Annotated in this window: 2 protein-coding genes; both read right to left on the bottom strand. The window is 72.8% G+C overall.

Going from position 1 to position 3,770, the window contains the following annotated elements:
- Positions 1 to 274: 274 nt before the first annotated feature.
- Entirely contained in the window at positions 275 to 1,789 is a 1,515-nt protein-coding gene (locus ACFVIM_RS33820; RefSeq protein WP_384309827.1) for a hypothetical protein, read from the bottom strand.
- Positions 1,790 to 2,112: 323 nt separating this feature from the next.
- On the bottom strand, positions 2,113 to 3,549 hold the full coding sequence (locus ACFVIM_RS33815; protein ID WP_384309824.1) for an aldehyde dehydrogenase family protein: 1,437 nt from the start codon (positions 3,547 to 3,549) through the stop codon (positions 2,113 to 2,115).
- Between the last annotated feature and the right edge of the window lie 221 nt (positions 3,550 to 3,770).

Genomic DNA, 3,770 nt, shown 5'->3' with positions numbered 1-3,770 from the left:
TCCGGGGGGAGCCGGACGCTGGAGAGAACCGGCCGTCTGCGGGGACGGGCCGTCCGGGTGGACGGTGCCCGTCGGCGGGGGCGGGCGGTCAGGGCGGACGGTGACCCTCGACGGGGACGGATCATCCCGTTGGGACGGGGACGGATCATCCCGTTGGACAGGGCGTCAGGGAGGGCCGGACCGGTCGTCAGGGCGGCCCGGCCAGCCGGAGGCCCGGTAGGCGGCCCGGTCGGAGGCCGGTCAGCGGCCCGTCGGGGGCTCGTCGGAGGCCAGGTCAGCGGCCGAAGTACCCGCCGAAGCCCGTCCAGCCGTCGTGCGGCAGACCGAGGTCGGTGTAGGTGACGCTCTTGCTGCCCGTACCGGTGATGGCGCCGGATGTCCGGTCGGCCGGGAGGACGGTGACCCGCGACGGGGTGGCCCGGTAGCCGATGCCGCCGACGGCGAGGTCGGCGCGCTTGTCCCCGTTGAGGTCGGTCAGCTTCACGGCGGAGCCGAAGGCGGCGCTCTCGCTCACGGTGCCGGGCACGCCCTCGGTGTCCTGGTGGTAGACGCGCGAGCCCGCACCGGTCACGCCCTGCGGCCCGCCCGGCAGCACGGTGACCTGACCGGCCGCGCCGACCTGTCCGAACGTCTCCCTGGAGGCGCCGACGGCGAGATCCCCGTACCCGTCGCCGTTGGTGTCGCCGATGGCGACCGAGTTGCCGAAGAAGTCGTCCTCCTCGCTCTCGTCCGGGACGCCGGGGGTGTCCTGGGTGATCACCTGGACGGAACGGTCCGACTGGCCCTTCGGGCCGCCGTAGACGAGGGTGACCGAGCCCGCGTAGCGCGGCGGGCTCCCCCCGTCCCGCCCGAGCAGTCCGACGGCGATGTCCGCGTGGCCGTCCCTGTCGAGATCGCCGACCGCCACCGGGTCGTTGCCCTCGTCGCCCGTCAGGGGCTTGCCCTGGGCGTCGGTGAGGCTCCCGGTGCGGAGCAGCCCCTTCTTCGTGCCCTTGTGGATCTCGAAACGATCGGTGGCGGGAAAACGGATCCGGGAGACCTGGATCACCAGATCACTGACGCGGTCCCCGGTCACATCGGCCGTTTCGAGGCCGATGTCCACCTGGGCCTTGGCGTCCTTGATGCCCAGGTTGACGGTCGACTTCGGCTTCCCGGTCCGGCTGATGGGCCCGTAGAGCACCTCGCCGCCCCGCCCCGGGCTCTGGTCCCCGGTCGCCAGATCGGCCTTGCCGTCGTGGTTGAAGTCCCCGGCGGCGAGCGCGGAGCCCCGGCGCCAGTCCAGGTCCGTGGGCTCGGTCTGCCGCACGGTCGTGGCACCGTGCCGGGCCAGCCCGTGCTTCCCGCCCCAGACGAGGGTGATCTGACCGGCGTTACGGCGGTAGTCGCCGTTGACGGTCAGGTCCTCGCCGTCGGCCCCGATCGCGAGGTCCGCGTATCCGTCGCCGTCGAAGTCCCCCGCGACGGCCTGGCCGCCGAAGTTGTCGTACGCCTCCGAGGCGCCGGGGATGCCCGGGGTGTTCTGCGTGATCAGCTGCCGCTTCGCCACCCCCTGCGCGGAGCCGTAGAGCACGACCACGGTGCCCGCGTTCTGCGCGCCGTCGGTCTTGGTCGTCGGGATGTTGGCGACGAGGTCGCCGTAGCCGTCGCCGTTGAAGTCGGAGTCGGCCTTGGCGGGCCTGGTGGTGCCGGAGCCCGGCTTGTCGGGCGAGGCGACGGCGGCGGGCGCGAGGCCCCCCATCAGGCTCGCGGAGGCCACCGCGATGGCGGTGACCAGAGTGCGCTTGCGCACGGTATTCCCCCCACAGTTGGTACCGGTGTTACTGGTGTGACTCACGAACGAGACCTGTGGGGCCGGAGTGTGGTTGTACGCGGAGGTCCTTCACCCGCCCAACTCGGCCGGAAACAGCCGATCATGGCCGTATAGCGGTGATGTCCGGCCAGGGTGGGCGGTGCTGGTGCCAGTGTCGGTACAGATGCCGGTACAGGTGCCGGTGCCGGTGCTGGTGCTGGTGCTGGTGCTGGTGCCGGTACTGGTATGGGTGCGTCCGGCCCCGCGACCGGCCCGCGCTGCCCCCTGTGGGGCCGCGCGGGCCCGACTCCCCCAGCCGGAGATCAGAGGGAGATCACCCCGGTCCGGGTGTCGGTCATATCCATCAGCGTCCACTTGCCGCCGATCCGCCCCCAGCCCGTGGACCGCGCGCCCGCTCCGCCGAACGGCATATTGATGTCCCACCAGTTGTTGGTCTCGTTCACGATCACCTGCCCCACCTCCATCTCCTCCATGAAGCGGAACGCGGCCCCCATGTCCCGGGTGAACACGGCACCTTGGAGCCCGAGCGCGTCCGCGTTGGCCATCCGGAGCAGATCGTCGTCGTCCCGGCCGGTGAGGATCGGCACCACCGGGCCGAAGGACTCCTCCCGGGAGAGCAGGCTCTCCTCCTTCACCCCGTCCACGACGGTGAACTCGTAGTAGAGATCGGTCGGCATCCCGGCCCGCCGCCCGCCGCCGGTCAGCACCCGCGCCCCGCGCTCCCGCGCGTCGGCGAGGTGGCGGTCCATCTTCGCGGCGACGCCCTCGTTGTTGAGCGGGCCGAGCACGGTCGCCGGGTCGAAGGGGTCACCCAGCACCACCCGCCTCGCCTCCGCCACCACGGCGGCCACGAAGTCGTCATGGACGTCCCGGTGGACCAGGACCCGCTCGGTGGCACAGCACACCTGTCCCGCACAGGGGTACGCCCCGTCCACGGCGGCCTTCGCGGCGGCGGCCACATCGGCGTCGGCGAGGACGACGAGCGGCCCGTTGCCCGAGCACTCCATCAGCGAGCGCTTCAGCCCGGCGGACGCCTGGATCGCGGCCCCGGTGGCGGAGGAGCCGATGAAGCCGATCGCGTGGATCCCGGGGTGGCGCACCAGCGCGTCCCCGAACTGTCCCTCTCCCGGAAGGATGTTGACCAGGCCCCGGGGCACTCCGGCGGCGACCACGGCCTCCATCGCCCGCAGCACGGTCAGCGGGGTGTGGGCCGGGGGCTTGACCACGAGCGCGTTGCCGGTGGCGAGACCGGGCGCGGCGAACTCCGCGAACATCAGCAGCGGGAAGTTCCAGGGTGTGATGACCGCCCAGGTCCCCACCGGCCGATGGAAGGTGAACATCCGCTTGGAGCTGTCCCGGGAGGGCAGCGTCTCCCCGTTGAGCCGGACCGCGTCCTCGGCGTGCAGCCGGAACAGCTCCGCCGCCTCCGTCACATCGGCGACCGACTCCGCGAGCGGCTTGCCCTGCTCCAGGCTCTGGAGCCGCGCCAGCTCCTCCCGCCGCGCGTCCAGCTCGTCGGCGACCTTCCGGCAGACGGCCGCCCGCTCCCACACATTGACCCGCGCCCACGCGCGCTGCGCCGTGTGCGCGGCGCCGACCGCCGCGTCCAGCTCCTCCGTACCGGGGAGCGGGATCGACCCGACCCGCTCCCCGGTCGCCGGACTGATGACGTCGTATGTCCCCGATCCGGACCCCGCCGTGTAGGCGCCGTCGATGAAGAGGGGCTGCGGGGTGGTCATGAGGGGGTACTCCTCTGTCCGGTCCTGCGGGTCTGGGGGGCCGATGATCCGTGGCGGTACGGGCACCGTCAATGGCGTGACGCGTCCGTGCGCGCGGGCCCCGGCCCGGCGTCGGTACGGAGGATTCCGGCCCGCTCGGACACCCGGCGGGACCGGGGCGCGACGGCGCGCACCGGGCGCGGCACCTCCGTACCGCCTTCCGTCCGTCCGTACGGCGGCCC

It is taken from the genome of Streptomyces sp. NPDC057638 (assembly GCF_042800315.1).
GTDB lineage: Bacteria > Actinomycetota > Actinomycetes > Streptomycetales > Streptomycetaceae > Streptomyces.
This window is presented reverse-complemented; position numbering and strand designations above follow the sequence as displayed.

Coding starts and splice junctions, on each gene's coding strand:
- ACFVIM_RS33815 (WP_384309824.1), bottom strand. CDS start 3,549: ATGACCACCCCGCAGCCCCTCTTCATCGACGGCGCCTACACGGCGGGG.